This is a genomic window from Croceitalea sp. MTPC5, assembly GCF_036985505.1.
Classification (GTDB): Bacteria; Bacteroidota; Bacteroidia; order Flavobacteriales; family Flavobacteriaceae; genus Croceitalea.
The window spans coordinates 1-1480 of the sequence record NZ_BTGQ01000026.1 but is presented as its reverse complement, the minus strand read 5'-3'; the positions used below and the strand labels follow the sequence as shown (position 1 = coordinate 1480).

Sequence of the window (1480 nt, the reverse complement as noted above, 5' to 3'; positions counted from 1 at the left end):
ATTACTGTAGTACAATAGCACAGTTGGCGATGGTTGATTGGGAAGGTCCTTTACCTGATATAGGGCTGTCAGCTTCGGACAAACAGGTTATAGCCAGTTCAAATGATTTCCGCCAAGCAAAGGTTTCGGATACCTTGGTCGATATGAGTCTGACGAATGTAGAGAAACATTCGGGACGAACCGCCGTAATCGATTCAACGGGTAGTTATACCTACGGTATGTTAGGAGGTTTTGCCTATCATGTCGCTGGATATCTTACAGAGCATTATTTAGCAACCCCCAATGAATTAATTGCTATCCTAAGCGAAAAAGGGCTTCAACAACTGGTCTCTTGTATTGGTATCATGCAATCGGGCTCCGCTTATCTGCCGCTGCATGTGGATTGGCCAGAAGGAAGAATAGGGGAGGTACTGCAAGAGGGGGCCGTAAAAACGGTATTGGTATCAAAATCCCAATTTGACTCCAGAATGAAACATAGTAAGATCAATTCACAATATAAGTGGTTAATCATAGAGGATATCATCCATTACAGGCCTAAGGTGTCCAAACATGAATTGCCCAAGGTCAATCAAACGGATATCGCCTATGTGATATTCACTTCGGGGAGTACTGGCAAACCAAAAGGTGTGGTGATATCCCATCAAGGAGCAGTCAATACCATCCATGCGGTCAACCATCGGTTTAACATCAGCGAAGCGGATAAGGTATTGGCTTTATCGGAACTGAGCTTTGACTTATCGGTCTACGACATGTTCGGCCTACTTGCTGCCGGGGGAACCATTGTTTATCCGGATCAGGACAGGACTAAGGAGCCTGCCCACTGGCATCAGCTCGTCCAAAAATACCATATCACCCTATGGAATACCGTTCCCCAGCTCATGCAACTCGCCGTTGACTATGCAAATGATGTACAACAAGACCTCCACACATTGCGGGTGGTCCTGATGAGCGGTGATTGGATACCGGTAAAGTTACCATCGCAGATAAAGGGATTAAGCCCAAAGTGTACGGTCATGAGTTTAGGCGGGGCCACCGAGGGAAGTATATGGTCCATTTGGTATGAGATTCAAGCGGTGGATCCTCAATGGACTTCCATTCCATACGGACAGGCCATGCCCAACCAACAGATGTACGTGCTCAATGATTTTGGAGAACATTGTCCCGTGGATGTCACGGGCCAAATCCACATAGGGGGAATGGGAGTAGCGCTGGAATATTGGAATGATAGGGAGAAAACGCAGGATAGTTTTATTGAACACCCCGAACTTGGAAGGCTGTATCGGACAGGGGATTGGGGCAAATGGAACAGATCGGGATACATCGAATTCGAGGGAAGAGTGGACAGCCAGGTGAAATTGAACGGCTACAGGGTCGAACTGGGCGAAATCTCTGCTAAAATATCCGAGATGAACGGAATTGAAAAAGCATTGGCGACTATTCAAGACAATCAATTGGTCGCTTATGTCATTCCAACAAAATC

At 46.4% G+C, this 1480-nt stretch carries 1 protein-coding gene; it reads left to right on the top strand.

Features of this window, described 5'->3' with window-relative positions:
* The coding region (locus AACM45_RS20245; protein WP_339145022.1) for an amino acid adenylation domain-containing protein at positions 1-1480 on the top strand (1480 nt) is incomplete at both ends.